Here is a 26182-nt window from a genome sequence, read left to right as displayed (position 1 = left end):
AACGTTCACCATTACCATTGAAAAATGATTAATTCGATAATTTATTTTAGTATTCGGAATAAGCTCATTGTAGGTTTATTCGTCGTAGGTCTTGTGGCATGGGGTGGTTATTCACTCACTCGTTTGCCCATTGATGCATTGCCTGACATTACTTCAAACCAGGTACAAGTTATCACACAATCTCCTGCTTTGGCTGCGTCCGAAGTAGAGAAATTTGTCACTTATCCTTTGGAGATTTCGCTGAGAACGATTCCCAATGTCAAGGATATTCGTTCCATTTCCCGCATGGGCTTATCTATTATTACGGTCGTCTTTGAAGATGAAGTAGCTATGGAGGTAGCCCGACAGCAGGTTTCGGAAAAGTTAAAAGCTGCTGAACCTTATTTGTTGCGTGGAGCAGGTATTCCTGAAATGGCTCCCATTACGACAGGTCTTGGCGAGTTTTATCAATACACCTTGGATGTAGATCCTGAGTTTAAGGATCAATACTCATTAGCTGATTTACGAACTTATCAAGACTGGATTGTTAAGCGACAATTGCTTGGGATTAAAGGCGTGGTAGAAGTTAGTTCTTTTGGAGGTTATGTCAAACAATATGAGGTAGCCGTCAATCCTGAGCGTATTCGTGCTATGAACATCAGTATTGATGAGCTTTTTGCGGCATTGGAAAATAATAATTCCAATTCAGGGGGTAGTTATTTGGAAAAAGGTACCGATGCTTATTTCATTCGCTCAGAAGGGATGATACAGTCACTTGCAGATATTGAAAACACCGTGGTAAAACAGCGAGGATCTGGCGGTTTACCAGTATTTGTGAAAGATGTAGCACAAGTGCAGTTTGGGAAGGCCGTTCGTTATGGAGCAATGACAAAAAATGGTCAGGGCGAAGCCGTGGGAGCTGTGATGCTTTTATTAAAAGGGGCTAATGCGAATACGGTAGTAAAAGATGTGAAGGATCGGATGGAATTGATCCAAAAAACCCTACCTCAAGGGATTCATATCAATGCATACTTAGACCGAAGTATATTGATTGGAAAGGCCATTAATACGGTAGAGAAAAACTTAATCGAAGGAGGGTTAATTGTTGTCTTTATTCTAGTCTTGCTCTTAGGGAATTGGCGTGCAGGTTTGATTGTAGCCTCCATGATTCCACTTTGTTTGCTTTTTGCCTTTGCCATGATGAATATTTTTGGTGTTTCTGCTAATCTAATGTCATTAGGAGCAATCGATTTTGGTTTGATTGTAGATGGAGCCGTTATTATCGTAGAATCCATCATTCATCGACTTCATTCACGAAGGAAAGGAGAAGTGCTTAGTCAGCATGAAATGGATGAAGAGGTGAATATTTCTGCTCAAGCCATATTTAAATCAGCAGCATTCGGAGTAATCATCATTTTGATTGTGTATTTGCCCATTATGGCATTAGGAGGGATTGAAGGAAAGATGTTTAGACCAATGGCCCAGACGGTATCATTTGCCATTTTTGGAGCTTTATTACTTTCATTAACCTATGTACCCATGATGTCTTCCTTATTTTTAAGTAAGAAAGTAAGTCATAAGGTCACTTGGGCGGACAAAATCATGAATTTTTTATATGGGAAATACAGTCCTATGGTCAATTGGGCACTGAGCAATCGGAAGAAAGTAGTAGTGGCCTCACTTGTTCTATTAACAGGCAGTATAGGTTTGTTTACTACATTGGGAGGTGAATTTATTCCAGAACTTAACGAGGGAGATTTTGCGGTAGAAACCATTTTGCCAACAAATGCTTCTCTTTCGCAGAGTATAGCAGTCAACAATAATGCCCAAGCTTTATTACTCAAAAAATTCCCGGATGAAATCAAGCAAGTGGTTTCCCGAATTGGAGCTTCAGAAATCCCAACGGATCCAATGGGAATAAATGCCTGTGATTTAATCATTATTTTGAATGAACCTAGCGTTTGGAAAAAAGCTAAAACGATGGAGGAATTGGAAGAAAAAATGGATCGTGAATTGGACGCCTTTCCTGAAGTAAATTTTGAATTCACACAACCAATCCAAATGCGTTTTAATGAGTTAATTGCTGGAGTTAAGTCGGATGTAGCGATTAAGATTTTTGGAGAGGATTTAGAGATTCTATTTGAGAAAGCGACCGAGGCAGCTCGTTATATTCGCAAAATTGAAGGAGTTGGCGACATTAAAGTTCAGCAAATAGATGGAGTACCTCAATTGGTCGTACATTATAATCGAGCAAAAATGGCACAATATGGTTTACGTATTCAAGATGTAAATCGTCGGGTGAAAATGACATTTGCAGGTGAAACCGCAGGCTTAGTGATGGAAGGGGAGAAGCGTTATGATCTGGTTGTGCGTATGGACTCTGCTCATCGGGCTGATATCCAAAATTTGAAAGAACTGTATTTAGACCTTCCGAATGGCTCGCAAATTCCTTTAGAAGAAGTGGCCACTGTGGATTATCAAAATGCTCCAGTAGAAATTTCAAGAGATAATACTAATCGGAGAATTACCATTGGTATCAATGTTAGAAATAGAGACGTACAAAGTGTAGTGACAGACATAGAAAAGGTAATGAAGAATAAAATAACTTTACCAGCTGGCTACTACGTGAAGTATGGAGGTACATTTGAAAATCTACAAGCGGCAAAATCTCGTTTGTCTTTAGTGGTACCACTGGCTTTGGCTCTAATTTTCGCCCTCTTATTTTTCACTTTTAATTCTATGTTAGAAGCGGCCATCATTTATCTGGCCATTCCGCTTTCTGCTATCGGAGGTATTTGGGCATTGTATTTGAGAGGGATGCCATTTTCGGTATCTGCCGGAATTGGATTTATTGCCCTATTTGGTGTAGCGGTATTAAACGGAATTGTACTTCTGTCATTTTTTAAACAATTAGCAACTGAGGGATATTCGGTGGCAGATCGATTAAAAAAAGGCTTGGAATTACGTTTCCGTCCGGTTATCATGACAGCCTCTGTTGCTTCTTTAGGGTTTTTGCCTATGGCCTTGAGCCATTCACCAGGAGCGGAAGTACAGCGTCCCTTAGCCACGGTGGTTATTGGGGGTTTGATTACTGCAACGTTTCTAACCTTGGTAGTTATTCCTGTGGTATATTCCTTGGTGATGACAAGAAAAGAAAATAAGTCAAAGTCTCAGCCAATGATAGTCATGGTCATTTTAGCGGGTTTAATGCTGAGTTTTTCAAGCTTGGGTCAAGGTTCTAAACCTGTTTTGAGCTTGTCGAGCTGCATGCAAGAAGCTTTGCAACATAATGCCTTATTGAATACAGGAAACTTAGAAATTCAGAGTGCAGAAGCCTTGATTCAATCTGGGAAGGATTTACCTAAGGGAAGTATTGATTTTCAATATGGTAAAACCCAAACGTATTTTAGTCAGGATTATACCATTATTGCTTCCCAGAGTATTCCATGGCCGACTTTGTTAAGAGCTCAAGTAAAGGCGTTGACTTCCCAAAAAATGTTGGTGGAGAAAAGACAGAAGATAACGCAGATTTTGGTGCTCTCAAGTGTCAAATGGTATTACTATCAATTACTTATTCAGCAAAAACATCTAGAGTATTTACATCAACAAGATAGTATCTATTCTCAAATGTTGAAGGCTGCCAGTGTCCGTTTCAAGCAAGGAGAAACGAACCGGTTAGAGGTAGTTGCTGCCGAAGCACGTTTAAGGGAATTTCAACAGAAACAACTTTCATTACGAGCAGATATTCAGGCTAATTATCAGAATTTGGCCTATTGGATGAATCGAAAGGAGCCATTTGATATCCAGAACTCAAATGCATTAACGATGCAAGCACCTCCAATTCCGGCCGATTTAGCCAAAAACCCTACGCTACAATTGTTGGAAGAACAAGTGGTCCACGCCAAACTTCAAACGGAAGTGGAGAGGAATAAATTGAAACCGGATATTCGTTTAGGAGCCACTTCACAAAGTATTGAAAATTATGGTGGCCAGAACTTTGTTCAAGCGGGTTTAGCATTACCCATATTTGCGAAAGGTCAGAAAGCCCGTATTTCAGCTGCTCAAAAACAAGAACAGGTACTGTCAAGTCAAAAGGATCAGGTAATGAGTCAAATAAATACCGATTTGCAAAATGCTCAAATATCCTTAGGCAAATTTGGAAATTCTTTGAAGTACTACCAGCAAACAGCCTTGCCTCAGGCAGAATGGCTGGTGCAAACGGCTTTGAAAAGTTATCAGCAAGGGGAAATTGAGTATGTAGAAATGCTTCAAAATACGCAACAAGCCTGGCAAATCAGAGAACAATATTTACAAGAAGTTTTGGCATATAACCAAAACATCATTCAAATTGAAACCATTTTAGGAAATGAATAAGCACATCATATATCGAATTATTACCTTTATTTTCATCAGTGGCATGTTTGCTTGTGGAAGTAAAGAAACGGAAACGGCCGCAAAGGAAGCCGTTGTGTCAAATATCAAATTAAGTGCCGAGCAAAAGCAAAATGCAGGTATTGAATTGGGAGCATTAGAAGAAAAGGAAATGGCATCAGAAGTCTCCTGCACAGGTTTAGTGGATGTGCCTCCTATTTCATCAGCTTCGATCTCACTACCTATTGCAGGATATGTGAAATCTACTTTTGAATTATTGCCAGGAAAGCAAGTTCATAAAGGTCAGGTTTTGGCTACCATTACGAGTTTGGATTATATTCAAATGCAACAAGAATATATACAAGCAGTAAGTCAGCAAACATATTTGACATCCGAGAAATCGCGTCAACAGGTGCTGAATTCCGAAGAGGTGGGTTCCAAAAAGAAGCTACAAATGGCAGAGGCTGATTTTTCCAATGTGCAAGCACAAGTGAAATCACTTGGGTTGAAATTGGAAATTTTAGGATGTGATTTGAATTCATTAGCCAAAGGCAATATATCGTCGGTTCTGCAAGTGAAAGCTCCCATTGATGGCTATATTGTTGATGTGTTTTTATCGATTGGAAAATATATTCAACCTACAGATGAATTAGTAAAGCTAGTTGGAGTAGCGCATAAGCACGTAGAATTAAAAGTATTTGAAAGAGATTTGGGCAGTTTGCAATTAGGTCAAACGATACAATTTGAAGCTGAAGGATTACAAGGCAAAGGGAAAGTATTTTTAATTGGGAAGCAAGTGGATTTAAGTACGCGTACCACCTCGGTTCATGGGCATTTCAATAATGAGGCAGATGAACTACGATTTACGGTAGGTCAATTCATTAATGCCAAGATTTTGGTAGGGAATCAAAAAATGAAAACCATTCCACAAGCGGGTTTAGCTAGAGTGGGAAAAGGTGGATTTATTTATGTGGAAAATCCACAAGGTATCATGGAGCAAGTTCCTGTAAAAATACTTAGCTCGAATGAAGAATTTGTAGGCGTGCAACCTATTAAAACCATGCCAGAAGGGAAGGTTGTTATAAGGGGAGCATCAGCCTTAGAGGCAATATTTGCTAAGGATTAAGAAATTAAACCTTGAAAACAAGTGAAGTCGGCCCATTGATTGGTGTCGACTTCTTTTTTGAATAGCCCGAAGAGGGTTGATCCAGAGCCACTCATGGCCGCGTAAATAGCCCCTTGATCGTATAATTCTTGCTTAATTTGCGCTAGAATAGGGTATTTAGGGAATAAGCTGAGTTCAAAATCATTTGAGATACAATCTTTCCATTGTTCAATTGGAAGTGAAATGGATGTTGTCAAATCATAAGTTGGTGCTTGGGGCTTAACTTGAGCATAAGCTTCTTGAGTAGAAATGCCAAAATTGGGGTAGGTTAGTAGCACGTGGTAACCAACTAATGAACTGGAAATAGGACTTAATTCATCTCCTTTGCCTTTGCCCAATTGAGCATGTTGGGAAAGAAAAAACGCACAATCACTGCCTAATTGTTGAGCATATGGGACGAGCTGTTCATTAGTGAGGGCTAAATTAAAAAAATCCCTTAAGCCCATCAAAGTAAAAGCGGCATCAGAAGAGCCACCTCCTAAACCGGCACCCATCGGTATGATTTTATGTAAGTGAATATGAACGGGAGGGATTTGAAAATCTTTTGCCAAGGCTTGATAAGCTTTATAACATAAATTGTTTTTTATCTCACCCGAGATAGGTAGGCCAGAAGATGAAAATTCAAATGTGTCGCTTGGACTAATTTCTATGATATCTGTCCATGGAACATGAAAGAAGCAAGTCTCCAATTCATGAAAACCATCGGGTCTTTTGGAAGTAATGTACAAGCCAATATTAATTTTGGCATTTGGGAAAAGAACCATATTAATCTTCTAAAATATTACTGATAGGACTAAGTTTCAGAAATAGACCCAAAAAGAAAAGGATGAAAGCAAAATCAAAGAAAAATTTACTTTGGTCCTGATGTTCTTCCCAATAGATTTCTTTCACTTTGGTGGACTCCATTCGATTGATTTCTTCAAAGATGGCATTCAAGCTTTTTTGGTCGGTAGCTCGATAAAACTTCCCTTTACTTTTTTCGGCAATAACCCGTAAAGTACTTTCGTCGACAGGGTCCATGGAAGGTTTTAAGCTACCTACGGCAATCGTGTAGACTTTGATACCAAAGGTTTTAGCCAGTTCAGTGGATGTAAGTGGGTCTAGATTACCTGCTGTATTATTTCCATCACTAATTAAGATGCTAATTTTTTTAGGGTTGGGAGAATCTCTTACTTGATTGATGCACATTCCAAGGGCATCCCCTAAAGCGGTACCTTCTTCCTTAATTAATTTTGAATCTAAGCCCAATAAAGCCTGTTGTAAATAAGTAGAATCATTCGTGATTGGGCTGGCCAAATACGGAGCTCCTGCAAATGCCACAATGGATATAAAATCGTTTTTTCTTTGTTTGACAAAGGAAGTAGCAACTTGTTTGGCAATGACTAATCGCGAAGGACTTACATCTCGATTTAGCATCGATGATGATATATCAATTGCCAAGGCCATGTCGATACCATCAGGTTGAATTTTTCTTTTGGGATTGATTTTATAAGGTCCTGCTAATGCCAAAATGATACTGGTTAAGAGCAAGATTTGAACAATATCTGGGATGAAGCTGATGAGTCGAATTAGGCGATTTTGAACTAAGGGCTTAGTAAATGAGAGCGTAATTCGAGCTTGGTTTTTTCTATTTAATAAATATCGGATTAAAAATATAATCAGAGGTAAGGGTAGAAGAAATAGAAAGGCTTCATGTTCCCAATGATAGGAGAAGAGCGATACAAATTGTTGCCAGGAAAAATATAGCTGGTATTTCATGACTTTTTATTTTCCTGCGAAATGAATTTTCTTTCCTCTTGATAGATGGAATTGGCAATTTCCATGAGCATATTGACTGAATCGGTAGTTTTGCCCGAAAAATTACCTCCATAAATGGCCGAATCTAATTCATGAAGAGCTTTGGCTAATTGTTTATTTTCTAACGTATCCACCATTTCCTTGGTGGTGAAAGTTGTAAAAGGTTTGAATGTAAGGCTTTCTAAGTATTTTTTCCAAAGGGAAAAGGCTCGTTCTAAATTTTGCAAGCCCAATTGGTTGTTTTCTATGTTACGGATTAGTCGTTGATATACACGACGGAATTCTGCATTTTTTCTCCACAATACATACAATTTAAACCATCTTTTCAGGCTTTTTCCTAAGAACCAGTAAATTAACCCAGTTAAAACTAATAGACCCAGCCCCCAAATGACTACATTTTTCAAGTCTGTTTTTGGTTGCAATGGAGCTATAGGTACATGTTGGTAAAGAGAATCTAAATTGATTTTTTCAGGATGTGGAACTAATCGCTTTAGATATATTTGATCTTTGTTTGGGTATATCTTGGTACAATCAGCTTCTTGCATGAGGTAAACAGGTATGGCAAGGCTGTGTTGATTTTCAATTTGAAATAGTTTGAAGGTATACACGGCAGAATCAATACTTCCGCTGGCATCGGTTCTTGTAGGGAAGTATGTTCTTTCTACAGCTTGAAATGCACCGTAATTTTGATTGACGCCTGGGAAAAAAATCTCTTGGTTTTTGCTATGCCTAACAGAAAGGCTATAGTGAATCTGCTGTCCGATTTTGACAGAATCCTCTAAAAATTGGCCTTTGATTTGAATGGGCTTTTGCTGCATTATTTTCTAATGGTAAACAATTTTACTAGGGTAGGTACAAAATCCTCTCCAGCCCTTATACTAATGTAATCCGCTTGCCATTGTTTGCATAATTTTTTGAGTTCCTCAGCCCTATGTGAGCCTTGTTCTCTTTGGAGGTTTTTGAAGAATTTAGAACTGGTATTTACCCAGGTTGTTCTTTTTCTTTCTGGGTCGAAAATAGGAATTATGCCTAGTGAAGGTAGTTTTATTTCTTGTTTATCGACTAATTGAATAACAACTAAATCATGCATTTGGGACATGGCTCTCAGTAGATCATGATAATTTTCATCAATGAAATCAGACAAGACAAAAATCAAACTGCGCCTTTTTAATACTTGTAAAGTAAATCCTAGTGCGGCTTTTAAATCAGTGCCAGTATTTTCAGGTTCCATTTTAAAAAGCTCAGAGATGACTCGGTAGGCATGTTTTTTGCCCATGGCAGGAGGCATGAATTTCTCGTTTTTGTCTGAAAATCCACAAAATCCTAAATGGCTAGCTTCTTGCATGGCCGAAAAGGAAAGTACACCCGCAACTTCTTTTAACGTTTTGAGCTTAGATTGGGAATTTCGTCCTACCTGTTGGGAAGCACTTACGTCTAACAAAAAAAATACGGTTTGCTCTTTTTCTTCTTTGAATAATTTAACAAAAGTACCATGTCCTTTGGCAGTGGTATTCCAGTCGATGTGGCGTACGTCATCTCCATAATGGTATTGACGGAGATCACTAAATTCCAATCCTGAACCTTTGAAAATGGACGAAAAATTTCCATGCATTTGGGTATTGATCGCTTTTCTGATGCGAATTTCCAATTGAACAACATGTGATAGAAAGGAATGAATGTCCGAATCCATGGAATGAATGGGGGCTTAGAATCGTGCTAAATTACCTATTTTTTGAGCAAGTCGAATGAAAAGCCATAAAAGCTTTCTAAATTAAGGGGAAATTTGAACCATGAGAAAAATTTATTTCCTCCTATGTTTGGGATTCTTAGCATGCAGGGAATCATCGTCTTCCAAAATCATTGAAGAGGATAAATTAGCGGAGATATTAGTTGATATACACATCGAGGAATCCAAGGTTTCCAATATGCACTTTGGAAGTATAGACTCGTCCATATTAGCCTATAACTATCAAGAAAAGCGTATTTTTAAGAAATACGGAGTTGATTCGTTACAATTTGCGAATAATTTTGATCGCTATGTGCAGGAGCCTAAGGACTTTTTACGTCTGTATGATAAGGTGAATGGAATCATGGAAAAGCGATTTAAAAAGCCTGAAACTTCACACCGATGAAAATAGGAGTAATATGTTTTTTGGGGATGTTAAACTTCGTAACTATGGCACAAATGCCGTTTATTCAAGGTCATCGTGGTTTTAGGGGTTTGTATCCTGAAAATACCTTGCCTGCTTTTGAGCATGCTTTGGAAGCAGGTGTTCAAGTGCTTGAGATGGATGTGTGCATTTCAGCCGATGGGAAAGTCGTGGTCTCCCATGAACCATATATGAATTCATTATATAGTTCTAAGCCGGATGGTAAGCCAGTTGAAAAAGAAGAAGAGAAGATATTTAATCTGTATCAGATGACATATCGAGAAATAAAGAAGTTTGATACTGGGAAAAGAGGCAATGCTTCATTTCCGGAGCAAATTAAAATGGAAGCACATAAGCCATTACTGTCAGAAGTGTTGAGTTTAGGAGAAGCATTCAGAAAAAAGCATCAGCGGATTATTTATTACAATATTGAAATAAAATCGGTGGAGGCAGAATATGGGATTTCTCAGCCTAAAACTGTAGAAGAGTTTTCCGAAATGGTTTGGAAGGTGATTAAGAAACATGTAAAGCCGGAATTTATTATACTTCAAAGTTTTGATTTTCAAGTGTTGAAATATTGGAATAAAGCAATGAATGATGGAAAAATAGCTCCAAAAGTTATGCTTTCAGCTTTGGTATCAAGAAAAAGTCCTGAAAACACGATCAAAGATTTGGGATTTACTCCTGCTATTTATAGTCCTAACTATCAAGCAGTGACTCAAGATTTCGTGGAGTTTAGCCATAAAAGTGGGATGAAAGTAGTTCCCTGGACGGCGAATGAAGCTAATATTATTTCGTTGTTGTCTGATATGGGTGTGGATGCTGTCATTACAGATTATCCCAATCGAGTTCCTCATTATTTAAAATCAGTGCATTAATGGCGAACGGCATTTCCTTATTCAATGAGACACTATTATGGTTCATGAAACGACGTATGTCGCGGATTGAGTCTATTTACACACGTCCTTTGGATTTACAGGAAATTTGTTTGAAAGATTTGGTTCAGGCTGGTCGACAAACCGAATGGGGGAAGCAATTTGGCTATGGTCAAATTAGTAATTATGCTACATTCAAATCACAGGTGCCTATTTCTACTTATGAGGAAATTTTTCCTTACATCGATCGGGTGATGCAGGGCGAACAGCAAATCCTTTGGAATAGCCCAGTTACTTGGTTTTCTAAGTCTTCAGGTACTACCAATGCCCGCAGTAAGTTTATCCCTGTATCGAAGGAATCATTGGAATCTTGCCACATGATGGGGGGAAAGGACATGATTACCTTATTAATTAATAATCGGCCAGAAACAAGGGTCTTTGAGGGCAAAGGCTTATCTATTGGAGGAAGTTTATCTTATTGTGCTACTAATCCCAATGTGCTTGTAGGAGATGTTTCGGCAGTTATTATGAAGAATTTACCTGTTTGGGCTCAGATGATCCGGACACCTTCATTGGAAGTAGCCTTGATGGATGACTGGGATCAAAAGATTGAGCGCATGGCTTTGGAAACTTCTAAGGAAAATGTGACGAGTATTTTGGGTGTTCCTACTTGGACATTGGTTTTGATTGAGAAAATCTTGGAAATCACGGGTAAGAAGTCCATTTTAGAAGTGTGGGAGAACTTTGAATTCATGATTCATGGTGCAGTAGCATTTGGGCCTTATCGAGAATTATTTCAAAAACAAGTGTTTAAAGATCAAGGGGTAGGTTTTTTAGAAATTTATAATGCTTCTGAAGGTTTTTTTGGTATACAAGATGATTTGTCGTTGAATGATGAATTGTTACTGATGCTTGATTATGGAATTTTTTATGAATTCATACCAATCAACGATGAGGGAGAGGAGCAAGATACCATTGTTGATTTAAGTCAAGTGGAAATGGGAGTTAATTACGCCTTGGTGATTAGTACGAATGCGGGATTGTGGCGATATAAAATTGGAGATACAGTTCGTTTTACATCTTTGGACCCATTTAGAATTAAAATTTCAGGGAGAACCAAGCATTTTATTAATGCTTTTGGAGAAGAAGTCATTATGGAAAATGCAGAAAAGGCTATATCTAAGGCCTGTTTGATGACAAATTCCATCATTAAAGAATATACAGCTGCGCCGAATTATATGAATGGAGGTCAGCGAGGTAGCCATGAATGGATTATAGAATTTTCAAAAGCACCAAAAGAAATGCGTACCTTTGTGGAGATATTAGATCAGACCCTCCGCGAGATTAATTCAGATTATGATGCGAAGCGGTCTTATGATCTGGTATTAGGTCCACCCATTATTCATCAGGCTCCACAAGGAACTTTCTATGCTTGGATGCGAGAAAGAGGCAAGTTAGGGGGGCAGCATAAAGTCCCTCGATTGAGTAATAATCGAGAATTTTTGGAGGGAGTTAAAGCTCATTTTAAAGAATAAAAACATGTCATTAAAAGTAACCATTGAGAACGGGATCAAAGACGCCATGCGTGCTAAAGATGCCGATAGACTTCGTGCATTGCGTGCTATTAAGTCGCTAATTTTATTAGAAGAAACGTCTGGATCCAATGTTGGCGAATTGTCAACTGATACAGAAATGAAGATTTTGATGAAAGCTGCTAAGCAACGTAAGGATTCATTGGAAGTGTATGTGACACAGAACCGTCCTGATTTAGCGGAGAAAGAACAAGCTGAATTGAGTATCATTGAAGAGTTTTTGCCAAAACAGTTGAGCGAAGCAGAATTGACAGAAAAGATTCAAGCGATCATCGTTCAAGTGGGTGCTAGTAGTCCAGCGGATATGGGTAAAGTAATGGGAGTGGCAAGTAAGCAATTGGCTGGATTAGCTGATGGGAAAGCCATTTCAACGAAGGTAGGAGAACTTTTAAAGAAATAAAGTGTCGGAAATAGCCAAGAAAGAGGAATTGGGAGCCATTAGAAAGCTCAGTTTTGAAGAGTTGAAGCAATTGATGATTCAGCATGGAGATCCTGCGTTTAGAGCTAAACAAGTTCATGAGTGGATTTGGAAAAAATCAGCTCGCAGCTTTGATGCGATGGGTAATATTCCGAAAACGACTAGGGAGTGGTTGAATCAGCATTTTTCTTTGCAATGTGTACAAACAGCTGATATGCAAGTAAGTACAGACCGGACTATTAAGTCTAGTTTTAAATTGCATGATGGGCATTTGGTAGAAGGAGTATTAATTCCAACAAGGGAAAGAATGACTGCTTGTGTATCATCACAAGTGGGTTGCTCTTTAACTTGTAGTTTTTGTGCTACGGGATATATGGATCGAAAACGAAATCTGGAGTCGTATGAAATTTACGATCAGGTCGTGTTGATTCGTGATCAGGCACAAGAAAAATACGGGATACCTTTGACCAACATTGTTTACATGGGCATGGGAGAACCTTTGTTGAATTATGCCAATGTGTTGAAATCGATAGAAGAGATTACTTCACCTGACGGATTAGGGATGTCTCCTAAGCGGATTACTGTTTCTACGGCAGGAATTGCTAAAATGATTAAGAAGCTGGGAGATGATCAAGTCAAATTTAATTTGGCACTTTCGTTGCACGCTGCAAATGATACCAAAAGGAATCAGATTATGCCGATTAATGAAACCAATACGTTGGTGGCATTAGCGGAGGCATTGCGGTATTTTTACGATAAGACAGAAAATGAGATTACTTTAGAGTATATCATGTTTAATAAGTTTAACGACACGGTGGAGGATGCGAAGGAGTTATGGGAGTTTGCTAGAAAGTTGCCTTGTAAGATTAATATCATTGAGTACAACCCGATTGCTCAGGCAACTTTTGTGAATGCAGAGGCAGATGCTTTAGCTAAGTTCACGGCATTTTTAGAAAGTAAAAAGATGATTGTCAATGTTCGTCGATCTAGAGGAAAGGACATTGATGCTGCATGTGGACAATTAGCTGGGAAGAAAACAGCTTAATTTTATTGGATGGAAGCGCAGAATAGGTTATTTCCTGTTTTTCTAAAATTGGAACAACTGAATGTTTTGGTAGTTGGAGGAGGAAATGTGGCCTTGGAAAAGGTGTCGGCAATGTTAAGAAATGCTCCAGCTTCTAAGATAAGTATGGTAGCTCCATTTTTTAGAGAAGAGCTATTGGCTTATTTGAAGGATTTTTCTCAGGTTGAATTGATACATAGAGCATTTGAAGTGCAGGATTTAGATGGGAGGGATTTGGTGATTTGTACGACTGATCGATACGATTTGCATGTTGAGATTAGTGAATTAGCGAAGCAGAGACATTTGTTATGCAATGTGGCAGATACGCCTGCATTATGTGATTTTTATTTGGGTTCAATAGTTCAAAAGGGGGATTTGAAAATTGCTATTTCTACCAATGGCAAGTCGCCTACGTTAGCTAAACGGATTCGAGCATTTTTAGAGGAAGTTATTCCGGACGATATTCAGACCTCCTTAGATTCATTGGAGGTATTACGCAAAGAACTTAAGGGAGATTTTGACTCCAAGATTAAGGCATTGAATGAATTAACAAAAGGGTTGATTTTTAAGAAATAATTGGGGGTATTAATCTTTGATTTGTACGAATATCAATGATTTCAATGGGGTTATTGTGTTTATCCGAGTTTTGTGGGATTTAAAGATTTGACAACTTTTTAAAAGTTGTCAAATCTAAGCACTCATGAGACAATCTTATATAGGAATTTCTTTTCCAAATGTAGTATCAAAATCTTTCAATTTTCTTGTTTGAACAATTTTATCAACATGTTGATAATCTGATGCATAGGCAACTTTAAGTAATGGATATTGGGTAGGTTCGTTTTTAATTTTCCCACTCATGGCCTACGTAGAGCATTATTACACACAATTTTATTCTGGAGAATATTATCACCTTTATAATAGAGGAGTTGATAGGAAATCAATTTTCAAATCAAGATCAAACTATTCTTATTTTTTAAGACAATGGACAAAATATCTGGAGGGTTATGTAAATGTGATCGCTTTTAGTCTAAATGATAATCATTTTCATTTTTTAGTTCAAGTAAATCATTTTAGTGAAAGTGATTTGGATGGAAAACCAGTACATGAGCTTATTACTGGGAGGCTAAAAAAGTTTTTTCAATCATATACCATGGCATTTAATAAACAGCATGGTCGGATTGGTACCTTATTTCAAACTCCCTTCAAAAGGGCATTAGTAGCCAAAGTAGAGGATCTATCTACTTTAATAGCATATATTCACCTGAATCCTCAGAAGCATGGCCTAATAGCAGATTTCCGGAATTGGGAGTGGACCTCATATGGGAAAATATTACAATTCAAGAGGAGTTTTGTAGATAAAGAATTTGTTTTGGAATGGTTTGGAGGGAAAAAACAGTTTATTGATTTTCATGTCCAAGAATTTAAGGAAACTGATATTCTTTCTTTGATTGATGAGTAGTACGGATTTTTTTTAACATTTGCCTATTAGATTTGACCATTAGATTTGACAACTTTTTAAAAGTTGTCAAATCTTTATACCAATACCAATACCAATACCAATCCCAAAACTAAGACCCCACCTGCATTTTCCCATCATCCACACCTCGAAGAATTAAATCCAATAAAAAAAGGGGACCCATTTGAGCCCCCTTCTTTAAAATGTGTTACCTTATATTATAGGTACTGATTTGCATTGTTGGCATTTAAATCTTCAAATGCAGATTTTAAACGAGCAACAAAGGTATCTTCACCTTTACGTAACCAAACGCGTGGGTCATAAAACTTCTTGTTAGGAGCATCATCACCCGATGGGTTACCGATTTGACCTTGCAAATAAGCTTCTTTCTCTTTGTAGAAATTAAGAATACCTTCCCAAAAAGCCCATTGTAAATCGGTATCAATGTTCATTTTGATAGCACCGTATGAAATAGCTTCACGAATTTCTTCGCGGGAAGAACCTGAACCACCGTGGAAAACGAAGTTGATAGGTTTTTCTGCAGCTAATGCATATTTATTGCGAATGAAGTCCTGAGAGTTTTTCAAGATAACAGGTTGTAACTTCACGTTACCTGGCTTGTATACACCGTGAACGTTACCAAATGCAGCTGCAATCGTGAAACGGTGAGAAATAGCATTTAATACTTCATAAGCATAAGCTACTTCTTCTGGCTGAGTATATAATTTAGAAGAATCTACATCTGAATTATCAACTCCATCTTCTTCACCACCTGTTACTCCTAATTCAATTTCAAGTGTCATTCCAATCTTCGCCATACGAGTTAAGTATTTCGCGCAGATTTCTAAGTTTTCTTCTAAAGGTTCTTCCGACAAGTCAATCATGTGAGAAGAGAATAATGGTTGTCCTGTTTCAGCATAGAATTTTTCACCAGCGTCCAAAAGGCCGTCTAACCAAGGAAGTAATTTTTTAGCACAGTGGTCAGTATGAAGAATTACTTGCACACCATATACTTTAGCTAGTTGGTGTACGTGATAAGCACCAGAGATTGCTCCAGCGATGGATGCTTCTTGGTTTCCATTAGGAAGAGACTTTCCAGCATAAAATTGAGCACCGCCATTCGAGAATTGAATGATAACAGGAGAATTAACCGCTTTTGCAGCTTCTAATACGCCATTAACAGTGTCAGTACCAGTAACGTTTACCGCAGGTAATGCAAATTGATGTTTTTTAGCAATTTCAAATAATTCCTGAACGGCATCTCCGTGCAAAACACCTTTTTGGTTGGTTAAACTTGACATAATGATTTTTTTTCTTGGGAAATAAATAAAAACTACCTGATTAACAGGTGAGTAGGGCACAAATTTAGTAAAAATGCACAAATTCTAAGGCTTAATTCCGAATAATACACAGACTCAGAGGATTAGCTAAAAAATATTTTTAATTGGGCTATTGGATGTGTTAATATTTTTCCTACCTTTGCACTCCCGTTCGACAAACGCAGTTTTTTATTCAGAAAGAGGTTGGCAGAACTTCTCGAATTTATTTAAAACACCAAAAATGCGGGTCGAAATGGTTTAAATTGAGGTAAGCTCGATTTTTGTGTTAGAACTGGTATTGATTAATGAATGTTGAATGCCCAACCCATTGATTGAATATTAAGCTACACAAGGTGTTTTTCGCTGTTATCCACAGCGCCTCCATCTTGTCGCTTTACGCCAATCTGCATTTTTATTGATTCTTCGTCATTGTTCGCAATGATTTATGAATAAAAGTCTCACAACAAGCCATAGTTAGCCTTGTGAGCATAATTTTTAAACAAAATATTATATGTCTGGAATTATTGGTAAAAAAATCGGAATGACCAGCCTATACATGGAAGACGGTAGATCCGTTGCATGTACGCTGATTGAGGCCGGCCCTTGTGTTGTTACGCAAGTGAAAACTGTTGAGAACGAAGGCTACAACGCTGTTCAAATCGGTTTCGGTGAAAAGAAAGAGAAGCACACAACAAAATCTTTGTTGGGTCACTTTAAGAAAGCTAACACAACTCCAAAGAAAAAATTGGTAGAGTTTCGCACGTTCGAGCAACCGTTGAACTTAGGAGATGTATTAACAGTAGAAATGTTAGAAGTTGGAACCTTCATTGATGCGGTTGGAACTTCTAAAGGTAAAGGTTTTCAAGGTGTTGTTAAACGTCACGGATTTGGTGGTGTGGGTGGTCAAACTCACGGTCAGCATAATCGTGGTCGTCACCCAGGTTCTATTGGAGCTTGTTCATTCCCATCACGTGTATTCAAAGGCTTACGTATGGCTGGACGCACAGGAGGAAATCGTGTTAAGGTTCAAAACTTAGAGGTTTTGAGAATTTATCCAGACAAAAACCTTTTGGTGGTATCAGGATCAATTCCTGGAGCGAAGAACTCATACGTAATTATTGAAAATTAAAACCCATAAAGGCGCGAGCCTTTAACAATAGACATTCTGATTATGGAATTAGCAGTATATAACATAGCAGGTAAAGATACCGGAAAGAAAGTAACCCTTTCTGACGAGATCTTTGGCATTGTTCCAAACGAGCATGTGGTTTACTTGGATGTGAAGCAATATTTGGCGAACCAACGTCAAGGAACACACAAGGCGAAAGAGCGTGCAGAAGTTTCACGTTCAACGCGTAAGATTAAAAAACAAAAAGGTACAGGTGGTGCACGTGCTGGTTCGATGAAATCTCCTTTGATGAAAGGTGGTGGTCGTATCTTCGGTCCACGTCCACGTGATTACCATTTCAAATTAAACAAAAAGGTGAAGTCATTGGCTCGCCAGTCAGCTCTAGCTGCGAAAGCACAGAGTGGAGATATCGCAATTTTGGATTCAGTGGCATTTGACACTCCCAAAACAAAAGCATATTTGACTATGTTGAAAGCTTTCTCTTTAGATAATACAAAGACATTATTGATTACTCCAGAAGTTGACAAGAATGTGGTATTGTCGGGACGTAATGTTCCTAAGGCAAAAGTTTCGACAGCATCTGATGTGAATACTTATGATTTAGTAAATGCTACTAAATTATTGATCACAGAAGCAGCGATCCAAAAAATTGAATCATCTTTTAGTAAATAATTTTCAGAACCTAGTTCTGTTATAAACGAAATATACCATGGGCATTATTAAACGTCCGGCCTTGACTGAAAAGTCGCAAGCCATGCAAGAAAAAGGCAAGTATGTATTTGTGGTTGAATTGACTGCAAACAAGATTGAGATTGCCAAGGAGGTTAAAAAAATGTACGGAGTAGAGGTATTGGATGTAAAAACCATGCGTCAAATTGGAAAGAAAAAATCCAAGAGCACTCGTACTAAGATTACTTCTGGACGTACTTCTACGATTAAGAAGGCAATCGTTACAGTAGGAACTGGTGAAGTAATTGACTTCTACCAAGGAATTTAATTAGAATGTATTAAGGGGGTTCATCCCGATAATTTGAACTAAAATAAATGGCAGCTATTAAAAAATTAAAACCAACAACTCCAGGCCAACGTCAGCGCATTGCGCCAACGTTTGAGGAGATTACTACGGACAAGCCGTATAAGCCCCTTTTGGAGCCTATCAAGCGCACAGGTGGTAGAAATGCAGATGGTCGTCGTTCGATGCGTTACATCGGAGGTGGTCACAAGCGTCGTTACCGTGTGATTGATTTTACTCGCTCTAAATTTGATGTATCGGCTACTGTTTTGACGGTAGAATACGATCCAAACCGTACTTCACGTATTGCTCTTGTCGAGTATACAGATGGAGAAAAGGCTTATATCTTGGCTCCGCAAGGAATTCAAGTAGGTCAAACAGTTATCTCTGGTGAGTCAGTGGCTCCCGAGATTGGAAATACATTGCCTTTGGCAAACATCCCATTGGGTACTTTGGTACACGCAATTGAGTTGCAACCAGGTCGTGGAGCTGAAATGGCTCGTTCGGCAGGTACTTACGCTCAGTTATTAGCACGTGATGGTAAATACGCCACGCTTAAGTTACCTTCAGGAGAGATGCGTATGGTATTGGCTCGTTGCTTAGCAACAATCGGTACTGTATCGAATGCAGATCACATGAACGTTAACTTGGGTAAAGCAGGTCGTCATCGTTGGTTAGGTCGCCGTCCACGTGTTCGTGGTGTGGTGATGAACCCAGTAGATCACCCGATGGGTGGTGGTGAGGGCCGCGCTTCAGGAGGTCACCCACGTTCTCGTACCGGTTTATTGGCTAAGGGTAAGAAAACTCGTAATCCAAAGAAACACACTAATCGTCTTATCATCAGTAGAAGAAAAAAATAGTAGATGGCACGTTCACTAAAAAAAGGTCCTTACATTGATTACCGCCTTGACAACAAGGTACAGGTGATGAACGAATCCGGCAAAAAGTCGGTGATCAAAACATGGTCAAGACGTTCAATGATTTCTCCAGATTTCGTAGGCCACACGTTTGCGGTTCACAACGGGAATAAATTTATTCCAGTTTATGTAACTGAAAACATGGTAGGTCACAAATTGGGTGAGTTCTCGCCGACCCGTAACTTCCGTGGTCACATAGCGAAAAAAGACAAAGGTAAAAAGTAAAGATATTGACCTAAGGGTCTTATAATCAGAAATTGAAAAATGGAAGCTATTGCTAAATTAAGAAATGTTCCTACTTCGCCTCAAAAGATGCGTTTGGTAGCGGATATGGTACGCGGACAAAAAGTATCTAAGGCTTTAGGTATTTTAAAGTTTGAGCCTAAAGTGGGTGCTAAAGCAATTGAAAAATTGTTGTTATCAGCAGTCTCTAACTGGCAGAACAAACATGAGGACGCTAAAATCGAAGAAGCTGATTTATACATCAAGACTATCTTCGTAGATGGAGGTTCATCTATCAAGCGTTTACGTCCTGCTCCTCAGGGAAGAGGTCACCGGATTTTGAAAAGATCCAATCACATCACTTTAGTAGTGGCTTCTTCGGCAGCACCTGCTTTAGAGGAAACAAATTCAGCTGAATAATTAACTATTAGATATAACAAGAAATGGGACAAAAAATTAACCCCGTTGGATTAAGATTAGGTATCGTAAGAGGTTGGGATTCTAACTGGTACGGTGGTAAGACTTTCGCGGATAAATTGGTTGAGGACGAGAAGATCAGAAAGTATGTGGCTGCTCGTATTCCAAAGGGATCTATCTCTAAAGTTATTATTGAACGTACTTTAAAGCGTATCACATTGACGATCAATACAGCTCGTGCTGGTGTCGTGATTGGTAAGCAAGGTGCCGAGGTAGATAAGGTAAAAGAGGAGTTGAAAAAGATCACTGGAAAAGACGTTCAAATCAACATTTTTGAAATTAAACGCCCAGAAATCGATGCTAAATTAATTGGTGAAGCAATTGCTCAACAATTACAAGCTCGTATCTCTTTCCGTCGTGCGATGAAACAAGCAATTGCTTCAGCGATGCGTGTAGGAGCTCAGGGTATTAAATTGAAATTATCTGGTCGTTTAGGAGGTGCTGAAATGGCACGTTCTGAAGGATACAAGGAGGGACGTATCCCATTGCACACATTGCGTGCAGATGTGGATTATGCTATCTCTGAAGCATTAACTGTTTACGGTAAAATCGGTATCAAAGTATGGGTATTCCGTGGAGAGGTTTTTGGAAAGCGTGATTTATCTCCAAACGCAAATATGGGCTTGCAATCTACTTCGGCAGATTCTCGTCCTGGTGATCGTGGCCCACGTGGTCGTGACGATGACCGTCGCGGAGGAGGACGTTCTCGTCGTCCAGAAGGAGCAGATCAAGGTGGTGATCGCAATAAACCAGGTGCTGGTGGTGCAAACCGTGGCCGTGGAGGAAAGCGCTAAGCATCCATAATAATTTTGTATTAGATATTAGACTTATAAGAAGATGTTACAACCAAAAAGAACGAAATTTCGTAAGCAGCAAAAAGGTCGCGTAAGAGGGGTTGCTACCCGTGGCCACGAAATTGATTTTGGATCATTCGCTATTAAATCTTTGGAGCCAGGTCGTATTACAGCTCGTCAAATTGAGGCAGCTCGTATTTCGGTAACTCGTGCCATGAAACGTGAAGGTCAAGTTTGGATTCGTATTTTCCCTGACAAACCTATTACTAAGAAACCTGCAGAGGTTCGTATGGGTAAAGGAAAGGGAGCTCCTGAGTATTGGGTAGCCAACGTTCGTCCAGGTACTATTTTGTTCGAATCAGCAGGTGTTCCTTTAGCCCTAGCGCAAGAAGCTTTGCGTTTAGCCGCTCAGAAATTACCGATGCGTACAAAATTTGTAGTACGTAGAGATTATTCAGAATAGAGTTTTAGACCCCAGGTTTAAAATTTAAATAGCATCGTTATGAAAAACGCAGAAATAAACAAATTAGGAGTAGCGGAATTGACACAACAGATCGTTGTGGAGCAGGAAAACTTATCTCGTTTGAAATTGGCACATGCCATTTCACCGATTGAGAACCCAATGCGCATTCGTGAAACTCGTAAATTGATTGCCCGCTTAGAGACAGCTTTATCGGCGCAAGCAAAAGCTTAATTAATTATTAATTTTTAATAGACCATTTCGGAATTGCTAATGGTCAATTGTTTAACAAGTCCAACAACCATGGAAGAAAGAAACCTAAGAAAAGTAAGGATTGGGAAAGTGGTTAGTGATAAGATGGATAAATCAATCACTATTACAGTAGACCGTAAGGTTAAGCACCCCTTGTACGGAAAGTTCGTACAGAAGACCACTAAATTGATGGCTCATGATGAGAATAATGAGTGCGGAATTGGTGATACAGTGAAAGTGATGGAAACCCGTCCTCTTTCTAAAAATAAGCGTTGGAGATTAGTAGAAGTAATCGCAAAAGCGAAATAATTCTGTCTCTTGTTATTCAAAATTTAAAATTTAAAGATCAAAGATAATGTTACAGCAAGAATCAAGATTGGGTGTAGCGGATAATTCTGGAGCGAAAGAAGTTTTAGTGATTCGCGTTTTGGGAGGTACTGGAAAAAGATATGCTTCTGTAGGCGATAAAATTGTAGTTTCAGTTAAGTCGGCTCTTTCCTCTTCCAGCATGAAGAAAGGAACAGTTTCAAGAGCAGTAGTTGTTCGTACGAAAAAAGAAATTCGTCGCAAAGATGGTACGTATATTCGTTTTGAAGATAACGCGGCCGTTTTATTAAATGCCAACGATGAGCCAAGAGGAACTCGTATTTTTGGACCTGTTGCACGTGAATTGCGTGAAGCTGGTTTTATGAAGATTGTTTCTTTAGCCCCAGAAGTTTTATAAATAGATAGATATATTGGTTATCCAATAGAAAAAATCATACCATGGAAAATAATACAAGCAAGCAAACAAAATTGCACGTAAAAAAAGGAGATACTGTGATGGTGATTTCAGGTAATGCCAAAGGTAAAACTGGCGTTATCAAGCAAGTGATCGTTGAGAAATCTCGTGCAATTGTAGAAGGAGCTAATTTGCAAACGAAGCACGTTAAGCCTTCAGCAAGCAATCCTCAAGGAGGTATTGAAAAGCGTGAGGGTTCAATCCACATCTCTAATTTGATGGTGGTTGAAAACGGAAAGCCTGTACGTACTGGTCGTAAAGTAAACGAGCAAGGAAAGTTACAGCGCTACTCTAAAGTAACAGGAAAATTTATTGCATAAATAGAATTTAACGCGTGGGTCGGAAATCCACAACATATACAAAAATGGCAGTACCTAGATTAAAAAAACGTTTTGTAGAAGAGGTTGTACCTAGCTTGAAAGAAAAGTTTCAGTACAAGTCTGTGATGCAAGTGCCTAAGATTACTAAAGTTGTAATCAACAAAGGTGTAGGAGCCGCTGTAGCGGACAAAAAGCTAGTAGATGTAGCTGTAGAAGAAATTACTCAAATTGCTGGTCAAAAAGCAGTGGCAACTATTTCTAAAAAGGCGATCTCTAACTTTAAATTACGTGAAAACATGCCAATTGGTGTGAAAGTAACATTGCGTGGAGATCGTATGTATGAGTTTTTAGATCGTTTAACTACAGTATCTTTAGCTCGTGTACGTGACTTTAAAGGAATCTCAGAAAAAGGATTTGATGGTCGTGGAAATTATACTTTAGGTGTAAAAGAGCAAATCATCTTCCCTGAAATATCAATTGATAAAGTAGCTAAAATCTCTGGTATGGATATCACTTTTGTGACTACAGCCAACACGGATGAAGAAGCTTATGCTTTATTGGCTGCCGTAGGAATGCCTTTTTCCAATATTAAAAAATAATTAGCCACTGGCTACTAACACATTTAAAATTTTTACATCATGGCTAAAGAGTCAGTAAAAGCTAGAGAAAGAAAACGCGAAGCAGCAGTTGCTAAATATGCAGTGAAAAGAGCGGCATTGAAAGCAGCTGGTGATTACCTAGGATTGGATAAGTTACCTAAAAATGCTTCTCCAGTACGTCTTCATAACCGTTGTAAGTTGACTGGTCGTCCACGTGGTTATATGCGTAAATTCGGCATTAGCCGTGTTACTTTCCGTGAAATGGCATCGAATGGTTTGATTCCAGGAGTGACCAAATCAAGCTGGTAATATAAAATTTGATTAATTAAATTCATTTTTGTAATTTTGCAGGCCTTTTTAATGGCTTGCGGCAAATTTAAAAACAATGACAGATCCTATAGCAGACTATTTAACCCGATTGAGAAATGCCTTGAAGGCACGCCATAGGGTAGTTGAAATTCCTGCTTCCAACATTAAAAAGGAAATCACGAAGGTGCTTTTTGATAAGGGGTATATTTCAAATTATAAATTTGATGATACTACAGTTCAAGGAACCATCAAGATTGCTTTGAAATATAATGCAGTAACTAAGCAACCTGCAATCATTAATTTGACTCGTATTTCTAAGCCAGGTTTACGTAAGTACAACGGAGCGGAAGAGTTACCACGCGTATTGAACGGATTGGGTATCGCTATCTTGTCTACTTCGAAAGGAGTAATTACTGACAAAGAAGCGCGTACACTACACGTTGGTGGTGAAGTACTTTGCTACGTATATTAATAATTAATTGTTTAACGCTGAAAGGAGCTAAGCTCGAAATCTAAGCAAAAACTACATTTTCATGTCAAGAATAGGAAATAAAATTATCAACCTACCTGCAGGTGTAACAGTCGATGTTAACACAGGTAATTTGGTAACTGTGAAAGGCCCTAAAGGAACTTTATCACAACAAGTAGACCAAGATATCATCATCGAAATCGAAGGAAACGTGTTGACAGTTAAACGTCCAACAGAGCAAAAGCGTCACAAAGCCATGCACGGTCTTTACCGCTCATTGATCAACAACATGGTTGTTGGTGTGAGTGAAGGTTTCGTGAAGAATTTAGAAATCATTGGTGTGGGTTACAAAGCAGCAAACCAAGGTAATATCTTGGAATTGAGCTTAGGTTACTCTCACGCTATTTTTATGGCTATACCTGCAGAAATCAAAATCACTACGGCGATGGAGAAAGGTAAAAACCCAATGGTTAACTTAGAAGGAATCGACAAGCAATTGATCGGTCAAGTGGCAGCTAAAATCAAATCACTTCGTCCAGTTGAGCCTTACAAAGGTAAAGGTGTTCGTTTTGTGGGTGAGCAAGTTCGTCGCAAGGCAGGTAAAGCAGGTGGTAAGAAATAAATAGAAAGCGTGGGCCGGAAATCCACACAAACAAGTTAAATCAATATGGCAACAACAAAAGATTTACGTAGACTTCGCATCAAACGTGCGATACGTGCGAAAATAAAGGGAACAGCTGAACGTCCTCGTTTAACTGTTTTCCGTTCCAACACAGCGATGTACGCTCAGTTGGTAGATGATTTGAGTGGAAAGACGATTATGTCTGCTACCTCATACAAGAAAGGTAAAGTGAACAACAATGTAGAAGCTGCTAAATTAGTAGGAACAGCTATCGCAGATAAGGCCAAAGCTGCTGGAATCACTAAAGTGGTTTTTGATCGTAACGGTTATTTGTATCACGGAAGAATTAAATCATTAGCTGAAGGCGCTCGCGAGGGTGGCTTACAATTTTAATAAAAGATATGTCGCATTTACAAGCAAAACCAATTAAGGTTAATGAGGGTGAGTTGAAGGAGAAAGTAGTAGCCATCAACCGTGTTGCCAAAGTGGTAAAAGGGGGTCGTCGTTTCAGTTTTTCTGCTATCGTTGTAGTAGGTGATGGTCACGGAATCGTAGGTTTCGGATTAGGAAAAGCTAACGAAGTAACTGATGCTATCACAAAAGGTATCGAAGACGCTAAGAAAAATTTATTCCAAATTCCTTTGTTGAAGAACACAGTTCCTCACGAGCAATTAGGTAAATTCTCTGGTGGTTTCGTATTAGTTAAGCCAGCTGCTCCAGGTACAGGATTGATCGCCGGTGGTGCGATGCGTGCTGTGTTAGAATCAGCAGGTGTTCACGACGTATTAGCGAAATCTAAAGGTTCTTCTAATCCTCACAACGTAGTTAAAGCAACAATTGATGCTTTAGTTAAAATGAGAGCTCCACATACAGTGGCTTTCCAAAGAGGAATTTCTGTAGCTAAAGTATTTAATGGATAATCGAGTGCCTTAGTGCCTCTAAAATAGAACATACGATGTCTAAAGTTAAAATTACCCAAGTAAAAAGTGCCATCAAGCGTCCTGAAGTTCAGAAACGTACGATTCAAGCACTAGGATTAGGTAAGATCCGTAAAAGTGTGGAAGTAGAATTAAACCCAGCTATCGCAGGTATGATTCGTGCAGTCAATCACTTAATTGTAGTAGAGAATATATAATTTAATTGCGAGTTGCCCGAAAGGGTAGCGTTAAGCCCAATACACATGAAATTATCTTCATTAAAGCCGGCAGAAGGCTCGGTAAAAACAAGAAAAAGAGTAGGTCGTGGTCAAGGTTCAGGTCTTGGTGGTACTTCCGCTCGTGGTCACAAAGGAGCTCAGTCTCGTTCAGGTTATTCACGTAAGCGTGGATTTGAAGGAGGTCAGATGCCGATCCAACGTCGTGTACCTAAGTTCGGTTTCAAAAATATCAATCGTGTAGAATACAAAGCAATCAATTTAGATACCTTACAAGCTTTAGCTGATGCTACTGGTTTGAAGCAAATCAATTTTGAGACACTTTACAGCCACGGATTAGTATCTAAGTCTGACTTAGTGAAAATCTTAAGTCGTGGAAGTGTTACTTCTGCTTTAGAAGTTACAGTTAAAGGTTTCTCTGGTGCTGCTAAAGCTGCTATCGAAGCAGCGGGTGGTCAAGCAATTGTTGGTTAATCCTCTA

The 26182-nt window shown here is 38.8% G+C and carries 35 protein-coding genes; 29 read left to right on the top strand and 6 right to left on the bottom strand.

What is annotated here, in order from left to right:
• The first annotated feature begins 24 nt into the window (after positions 1-24).
• A complete protein-coding gene (locus HME7025_RS12265; protein ID WP_109324446.1) occupies positions 25-4353 on the top strand; it encodes a CusA/CzcA family heavy metal efflux RND transporter in 4329 nt (1442 codons plus the stop codon).
• Positions 4346-5476 (top strand): efflux RND transporter periplasmic adaptor subunit, encoded by a 1131-nt coding sequence (locus HME7025_RS12260; protein WP_109324445.1) that lies wholly within the window; start codon positions 4346-4348, stop codon positions 5474-5476. The genes HME7025_RS12265 and HME7025_RS12260 overlap by 8 nt, the downstream gene beginning before the upstream one ends.
• Here HME7025_RS12260 and ispE read toward each other — a convergent pair.
• From ispE to HME7025_RS12240, 4 genes are read right to left on the bottom strand one after another with little or no spacing between them, the layout of a single operon-like run.
• Positions 5473-6279 (bottom strand): 4-(cytidine 5'-diphospho)-2-C-methyl-D-erythritol kinase, encoded by an 807-nt coding sequence (ispE, locus tag HME7025_RS12255; RefSeq protein WP_109324444.1) that lies wholly within the window; start codon positions 6277-6279, stop codon positions 5473-5475. The two genes, HME7025_RS12260 and ispE, sit on opposite strands and share 4 nt — an antisense overlap.
• 1 nt (position 6280) lies before the next feature.
• Positions 6281-7273: a VWA domain-containing protein gene (locus HME7025_RS12250; RefSeq protein WP_109324443.1), complete on the bottom strand. Its 993-nt coding sequence runs from the start codon at positions 7271-7273 to the stop codon at positions 6281-6283.
• On the bottom strand, positions 7270-8130 hold the full coding sequence (locus tag HME7025_RS12245; RefSeq protein WP_109324440.1) for a hypothetical protein: 861 nt from the start codon (positions 8128-8130) through the stop codon (positions 7270-7272). Before HME7025_RS12245 ends, HME7025_RS12250 begins: the two co-directional genes overlap by 4 nt.
• Positions 8130-9002 carry a DUF58 domain-containing protein gene (locus HME7025_RS12240; RefSeq protein ID WP_193495335.1) on the bottom strand — a complete coding sequence of 291 codons (873 nt, stop codon included), beginning with the start codon at positions 9000-9002 and terminating at the stop codon, positions 8130-8132. The genes HME7025_RS12245 and HME7025_RS12240 overlap by 1 nt, the downstream gene beginning before the upstream one ends.
• A 100-nt stretch (positions 9003-9102) precedes the next feature.
• Here HME7025_RS12240 and HME7025_RS12235 point away from each other — a divergent pair, with 100 nt between their 5' ends.
• Genes HME7025_RS12235 through HME7025_RS12210 form a run of 6 tightly spaced genes read left to right on the top strand, consistent with a single transcriptional unit; the run spans position 9103 to position 13986 of the window.
• Positions 9103-9444 (top strand): DUF4296 domain-containing protein, encoded by a 342-nt coding sequence (locus HME7025_RS12235; protein ID WP_109324439.1) that lies wholly within the window; start codon positions 9103-9105, stop codon positions 9442-9444.
• Positions 9441-10340, top strand: coding sequence for a glycerophosphodiester phosphodiesterase family protein (locus HME7025_RS12230; RefSeq protein WP_226998229.1), 900 nt, complete (start codon positions 9441-9443; stop codon positions 10338-10340). Before HME7025_RS12235 ends, HME7025_RS12230 begins: the two co-directional genes overlap by 4 nt.
• Complete coding sequence (locus HME7025_RS12225) at positions 10340-11872, top strand: GH3 auxin-responsive promoter family protein (RefSeq protein ID WP_226998228.1); 1533 nt, start codon at positions 10340-10342, stop codon at positions 11870-11872. The genes HME7025_RS12230 and HME7025_RS12225 overlap by 1 nt, the downstream gene beginning before the upstream one ends.
• A 4-nt stretch (positions 11873-11876) precedes the next feature.
• Positions 11877-12329: a GatB/YqeY domain-containing protein gene (locus HME7025_RS12220; protein ID WP_109324438.1), complete on the top strand. Its 453-nt coding sequence runs from the start codon at positions 11877-11879 to the stop codon at positions 12327-12329.
• A 1-nt stretch (position 12330) separates the two neighbouring features.
• Positions 12331-13392 (top strand): 23S rRNA (adenine(2503)-C(2))-methyltransferase RlmN, encoded by a 1062-nt coding sequence (gene rlmN, locus HME7025_RS12215; protein WP_109324437.1) that lies wholly within the window; start codon positions 12331-12333, stop codon positions 13390-13392.
• A 9-nt stretch (positions 13393-13401) separates the two neighbouring features.
• Complete coding sequence (locus HME7025_RS12210; protein ID WP_109324436.1) at positions 13402-13986, top strand: precorrin-2 dehydrogenase/sirohydrochlorin ferrochelatase family protein; 585 nt, start codon at positions 13402-13404, stop codon at positions 13984-13986.
• A gap of 135 nt (positions 13987-14121) precedes the next feature.
• Here the strand turns inward: HME7025_RS12210 and HME7025_RS13385 are convergent, their stop codons facing one another.
• The gene (locus tag HME7025_RS13385; protein WP_154401973.1) at positions 14122-14268 is read right to left on the bottom strand and encodes a hypothetical protein; all 147 of its coding nucleotides are present in this window, start codon (positions 14266-14268) and stop codon (positions 14122-14124) included.
• Between the two features lie 292 nt (positions 14269-14560).
• Here HME7025_RS13385 and HME7025_RS13520 point away from each other — a divergent pair, with 292 nt between their 5' ends.
• A complete protein-coding gene (locus tag HME7025_RS13520) occupies positions 14561-14869 on the top strand; it encodes a hypothetical protein (RefSeq protein WP_226998227.1) in 309 nt (102 codons plus the stop codon).
• Between the two features lie 215 nt (positions 14870-15084).
• Here the strand turns inward: HME7025_RS13520 and fbaA are convergent, their stop codons facing one another.
• The gene (fbaA, locus tag HME7025_RS12200) at positions 15085-16167 is read right to left on the bottom strand and encodes a class II fructose-bisphosphate aldolase (protein WP_109324434.1); all 1083 of its coding nucleotides are present in this window, start codon (positions 16165-16167) and stop codon (positions 15085-15087) included.
• Positions 16168-16696: 529 nt separating this feature from the next.
• On the opposite strand from fbaA, the gene rplC reads away from it, so the two are divergent.
• The 20 genes from rplC to rplO all read left to right on the top strand — a co-directional run bounded on the left by rplC (position 16697) and on the right by rplO (position 26175).
• On the top strand, positions 16697-17314 hold the full coding sequence (rplC, locus tag HME7025_RS12195) for a 50S ribosomal protein L3 (protein ID WP_109324432.1): 618 nt from the start codon (positions 16697-16699) through the stop codon (positions 17312-17314).
• Between the two features lie 42 nt (positions 17315-17356).
• Positions 17357-17986, top strand: coding sequence for a 50S ribosomal protein L4 (rplD, locus tag HME7025_RS12190; protein ID WP_109324431.1), 630 nt, complete (start codon positions 17357-17359; stop codon positions 17984-17986).
• A 37-nt stretch (positions 17987-18023) separates the two neighbouring features.
• Positions 18024-18311, top strand: coding sequence for a 50S ribosomal protein L23 (gene rplW, locus HME7025_RS12185; RefSeq protein ID WP_109324430.1), 288 nt, complete (start codon positions 18024-18026; stop codon positions 18309-18311).
• 47 nt (positions 18312-18358) lie between these two features.
• Positions 18359-19186, top strand: coding sequence for a 50S ribosomal protein L2 (rplB, locus tag HME7025_RS12180; RefSeq protein ID WP_109324429.1), 828 nt, complete (start codon positions 18359-18361; stop codon positions 19184-19186).
• Between the two features lie 3 nt (positions 19187-19189).
• On the top strand, positions 19190-19468 hold the full coding sequence (rpsS, locus tag HME7025_RS12175) for a 30S ribosomal protein S19 (protein ID WP_109324428.1): 279 nt from the start codon (positions 19190-19192) through the stop codon (positions 19466-19468).
• Positions 19469-19507: 39 nt separating this feature from the next.
• Positions 19508-19885 (top strand): 50S ribosomal protein L22, encoded by a 378-nt coding sequence (gene rplV / locus HME7025_RS12170; protein WP_109324427.1) that lies wholly within the window; start codon positions 19508-19510, stop codon positions 19883-19885.
• 23 nt (positions 19886-19908) lie between these two features.
• Positions 19909-20736: a 30S ribosomal protein S3 gene (rpsC, locus tag HME7025_RS12165; protein ID WP_109324414.1), complete on the top strand. Its 828-nt coding sequence runs from the start codon at positions 19909-19911 to the stop codon at positions 20734-20736.
• A gap of 43 nt (positions 20737-20779) precedes the next feature.
• Positions 20780-21199, top strand: coding sequence for a 50S ribosomal protein L16 (rplP, locus tag HME7025_RS12160; protein WP_109324413.1), 420 nt, complete (start codon positions 20780-20782; stop codon positions 21197-21199).
• Between the two features lie 39 nt (positions 21200-21238).
• Positions 21239-21430 carry a 50S ribosomal protein L29 gene (gene rpmC, locus HME7025_RS12155; RefSeq protein WP_109324412.1) on the top strand — a complete coding sequence of 64 codons (192 nt, stop codon included), beginning with the start codon at positions 21239-21241 and terminating at the stop codon, positions 21428-21430.
• A 69-nt stretch (positions 21431-21499) separates the two neighbouring features.
• Positions 21500-21757, top strand: coding sequence for a 30S ribosomal protein S17 (gene rpsQ, locus HME7025_RS12150; RefSeq protein ID WP_109325446.1), 258 nt, complete (start codon positions 21500-21502; stop codon positions 21755-21757).
• 46 nt (positions 21758-21803) lie between these two features.
• A complete protein-coding gene (rplN, locus tag HME7025_RS12145) occupies positions 21804-22172 on the top strand; it encodes a 50S ribosomal protein L14 (RefSeq protein ID WP_109324411.1) in 369 nt (122 codons plus the stop codon).
• Between the two features lie 41 nt (positions 22173-22213).
• A complete protein-coding gene (rplX, locus tag HME7025_RS12140) occupies positions 22214-22549 on the top strand; it encodes a 50S ribosomal protein L24 (RefSeq protein ID WP_109324410.1) in 336 nt (111 codons plus the stop codon).
• Positions 22550-22593: 44 nt separating this feature from the next.
• Positions 22594-23148 (top strand): 50S ribosomal protein L5, encoded by a 555-nt coding sequence (gene rplE / locus HME7025_RS12135; RefSeq protein ID WP_109324409.1) that lies wholly within the window; start codon positions 22594-22596, stop codon positions 23146-23148.
• A gap of 39 nt (positions 23149-23187) precedes the next feature.
• Positions 23188-23457: a 30S ribosomal protein S14 gene (rpsN, locus tag HME7025_RS12130; RefSeq protein WP_109324408.1), complete on the top strand. Its 270-nt coding sequence runs from the start codon at positions 23188-23190 to the stop codon at positions 23455-23457.
• Between the two features lie 76 nt (positions 23458-23533).
• Positions 23534-23929, top strand: a complete 396-nt coding sequence (rpsH, locus tag HME7025_RS12125; protein WP_109324407.1) for a 30S ribosomal protein S8 — start codon at positions 23534-23536, stop codon at positions 23927-23929.
• A 61-nt stretch (positions 23930-23990) separates the two neighbouring features.
• A complete protein-coding gene (rplF, locus tag HME7025_RS12120) occupies positions 23991-24548 on the top strand; it encodes a 50S ribosomal protein L6 (RefSeq protein ID WP_109324406.1) in 558 nt (185 codons plus the stop codon).
• A gap of 45 nt (positions 24549-24593) precedes the next feature.
• Positions 24594-24941: a 50S ribosomal protein L18 gene (rplR, locus tag HME7025_RS12115; RefSeq protein WP_109324405.1), complete on the top strand. Its 348-nt coding sequence runs from the start codon at positions 24594-24596 to the stop codon at positions 24939-24941.
• Positions 24942-24949: 8 nt separating this feature from the next.
• Positions 24950-25468, top strand: a complete 519-nt coding sequence (gene rpsE / locus HME7025_RS12110) for a 30S ribosomal protein S5 (RefSeq protein WP_109324404.1) — start codon at positions 24950-24952, stop codon at positions 25466-25468.
• A gap of 35 nt (positions 25469-25503) precedes the next feature.
• On the top strand, positions 25504-25683 hold the full coding sequence (gene rpmD, locus HME7025_RS12105) for a 50S ribosomal protein L30 (RefSeq protein WP_205753085.1): 180 nt from the start codon (positions 25504-25506) through the stop codon (positions 25681-25683).
• A gap of 45 nt (positions 25684-25728) precedes the next feature.
• Positions 25729-26175: a 50S ribosomal protein L15 gene (gene rplO / locus HME7025_RS12100; RefSeq protein WP_109324402.1), complete on the top strand. Its 447-nt coding sequence runs from the start codon at positions 25729-25731 to the stop codon at positions 26173-26175.
• Positions 26176-26182 lie beyond the last annotated feature (7 nt).

It is taken from the genome of Aquirufa nivalisilvae (assembly GCF_003143535.1).
Taxonomy (GTDB): domain Bacteria; phylum Bacteroidota; class Bacteroidia; order Cytophagales; family Spirosomataceae; genus Aquirufa; species Aquirufa nivalisilvae.
This window is presented reverse-complemented; position numbering and strand designations above follow the sequence as displayed.

Bases quoted from the DNA above. Each gene is read 5' to 3' on its own strand.
- HME7025_RS12265 (WP_109324446.1), top strand. From the start codon at position 25: ATGATTAATTCGATAATTTATTTTAGTATTCGGAATAAGCTCATTGTA.
- HME7025_RS12260 (WP_109324445.1), top strand. From the start codon at position 4,346: ATGAATAAGCACATCATATATCGAATTATTACCTTTATTTTCATCAGT.
- ispE (WP_109324444.1), bottom strand. From the start codon at position 6,279: ATGGTTCTTTTCCCAAATGCCAAAATTAATATTGGCTTGTACATTACT.
- HME7025_RS12250 (WP_109324443.1), bottom strand. From the start codon at position 7,273: ATGAAATACCAGCTATATTTTTCCTGGCAACAATTTGTATCGCTCTTC.
- HME7025_RS12245 (WP_109324440.1), bottom strand. From the start codon at position 8,130: ATGCAGCAAAAGCCCATTCAAATCAAAGGCCAATTTTTAGAGGATTCT.
- HME7025_RS12240 (WP_193495335.1), bottom strand. From the start codon at position 9,002: ATGGATTCGGACATTCATTCCTTTCTATCACATGTTGTTCAATTGGAA.
- HME7025_RS12235 (WP_109324439.1), top strand. From the start codon at position 9,103: ATGAGAAAAATTTATTTCCTCCTATGTTTGGGATTCTTAGCATGCAGG.
- HME7025_RS12230 (WP_226998229.1), top strand. From the start codon at position 9,441: ATGAAAATAGGAGTAATATGTTTTTTGGGGATGTTAAACTTCGTAACT.
- HME7025_RS12225 (WP_226998228.1), top strand. From the start codon at position 10,340: ATGGCGAACGGCATTTCCTTATTCAATGAGACACTATTATGGTTCATG.
- HME7025_RS12220 (WP_109324438.1), top strand. From the start codon at position 11,877: ATGTCATTAAAAGTAACCATTGAGAACGGGATCAAAGACGCCATGCGT.
- HME7025_RS12210 (WP_109324436.1), top strand. From the start codon at position 13,402: ATGGAAGCGCAGAATAGGTTATTTCCTGTTTTTCTAAAATTGGAACAA.
- HME7025_RS13385 (WP_154401973.1), bottom strand. From the start codon at position 14,268: ATGAGTGGGAAAATTAAAAACGAACCTACCCAATATCCATTACTTAAA.
- HME7025_RS13520 (WP_226998227.1), top strand. From the start codon at position 14,561: ATGGCATTTAATAAACAGCATGGTCGGATTGGTACCTTATTTCAAACT.
- fbaA (WP_109324434.1), bottom strand. From the start codon at position 16,167: ATGTCAAGTTTAACCAACCAAAAAGGTGTTTTGCACGGAGATGCCGTT.
- rplC (WP_109324432.1), top strand. From the start codon at position 16,697: ATGTCTGGAATTATTGGTAAAAAAATCGGAATGACCAGCCTATACATG.
- rplD (WP_109324431.1), top strand. From the start codon at position 17,357: ATGGAATTAGCAGTATATAACATAGCAGGTAAAGATACCGGAAAGAAA.
- rplW (WP_109324430.1), top strand. From the start codon at position 18,024: ATGGGCATTATTAAACGTCCGGCCTTGACTGAAAAGTCGCAAGCCATG.
- rplB (WP_109324429.1), top strand. From the start codon at position 18,359: ATGGCAGCTATTAAAAAATTAAAACCAACAACTCCAGGCCAACGTCAG.
- rpsS (WP_109324428.1), top strand. From the start codon at position 19,190: ATGGCACGTTCACTAAAAAAAGGTCCTTACATTGATTACCGCCTTGAC.
- rplV (WP_109324427.1), top strand. From the start codon at position 19,508: ATGGAAGCTATTGCTAAATTAAGAAATGTTCCTACTTCGCCTCAAAAG.
- rpsC (WP_109324414.1), top strand. From the start codon at position 19,909: ATGGGACAAAAAATTAACCCCGTTGGATTAAGATTAGGTATCGTAAGA.
- rplP (WP_109324413.1), top strand. From the start codon at position 20,780: ATGTTACAACCAAAAAGAACGAAATTTCGTAAGCAGCAAAAAGGTCGC.
- rpmC (WP_109324412.1), top strand. From the start codon at position 21,239: ATGAAAAACGCAGAAATAAACAAATTAGGAGTAGCGGAATTGACACAA.
- rpsQ (WP_109325446.1), top strand. From the start codon at position 21,500: ATGGAAGAAAGAAACCTAAGAAAAGTAAGGATTGGGAAAGTGGTTAGT.
- rplN (WP_109324411.1), top strand. From the start codon at position 21,804: ATGTTACAGCAAGAATCAAGATTGGGTGTAGCGGATAATTCTGGAGCG.
- rplX (WP_109324410.1), top strand. From the start codon at position 22,214: ATGGAAAATAATACAAGCAAGCAAACAAAATTGCACGTAAAAAAAGGA.
- rplE (WP_109324409.1), top strand. From the start codon at position 22,594: ATGGCAGTACCTAGATTAAAAAAACGTTTTGTAGAAGAGGTTGTACCT.
- rpsN (WP_109324408.1), top strand. From the start codon at position 23,188: ATGGCTAAAGAGTCAGTAAAAGCTAGAGAAAGAAAACGCGAAGCAGCA.
- rpsH (WP_109324407.1), top strand. From the start codon at position 23,534: ATGACAGATCCTATAGCAGACTATTTAACCCGATTGAGAAATGCCTTG.
- rplF (WP_109324406.1), top strand. From the start codon at position 23,991: ATGTCAAGAATAGGAAATAAAATTATCAACCTACCTGCAGGTGTAACA.
- rplR (WP_109324405.1), top strand. From the start codon at position 24,594: ATGGCAACAACAAAAGATTTACGTAGACTTCGCATCAAACGTGCGATA.
- rpsE (WP_109324404.1), top strand. From the start codon at position 24,950: ATGTCGCATTTACAAGCAAAACCAATTAAGGTTAATGAGGGTGAGTTG.
- rpmD (WP_205753085.1), top strand. From the start codon at position 25,504: ATGTCTAAAGTTAAAATTACCCAAGTAAAAAGTGCCATCAAGCGTCCT.
- rplO (WP_109324402.1), top strand. From the start codon at position 25,729: ATGAAATTATCTTCATTAAAGCCGGCAGAAGGCTCGGTAAAAACAAGA.